Here is a 401-nt window from a genome sequence, read left to right as displayed (position 1 = left end):
GATGGCTGCCGCCGCCGAACGGGCCGTGTCGATCAGATTCTGCTCGCTGCTGTCGTTCGTATACGCATAGACGGAAAAGTTACCCTGTAAAACCCGGATGCCTACTCCGTAATCTCGGCCGGACAGGGAGCTTTCCAGCATTCCACCCACCATCTCGAGCCGTCCGCTTGTCTTATCCTCGGCGAAGATTTCCGCAAAATCAGCGCCCGTTTCAAGCGCGGCGGTAAGTACTCTATATATCACTTGTTCCTGCAGCATACTCTTCCTCCCCGCTCTTTGGATTCTCTTGCACTTCTTTTCCAGTATAGCTTATCATGAACGCTCAATGTCTCAAAAATCAGGAAATACGTGCAATCTCGTCCTTGCATGGTTGTTTAGCAAAAAGCGCCCGGGTTGGCTCC

General features: G+C 52.1%; 1 protein-coding gene. It reads right to left on the bottom strand.

Going from position 1 to position 401, the window contains the following annotated elements:
• Positions 1 to 258: PmbA/TldA family metallopeptidase (locus tag L691_RS28355; protein WP_036736241.1), on the bottom strand; the 258-nt coding region annotated here is incomplete at its 3' end.
• Positions 259 to 401 lie beyond the last annotated feature (143 nt).

The organism is Paenibacillus zanthoxyli JH29 (assembly GCF_000520715.1).
Classification (GTDB): domain Bacteria; phylum Bacillota; class Bacilli; order Paenibacillales; family Paenibacillaceae; genus Paenibacillus_AQ; species Paenibacillus_AQ zanthoxyli.
Note: the sequence above shows the minus strand (reverse complement) of the source record. Positions and strands in the feature narration are given on the sequence as shown.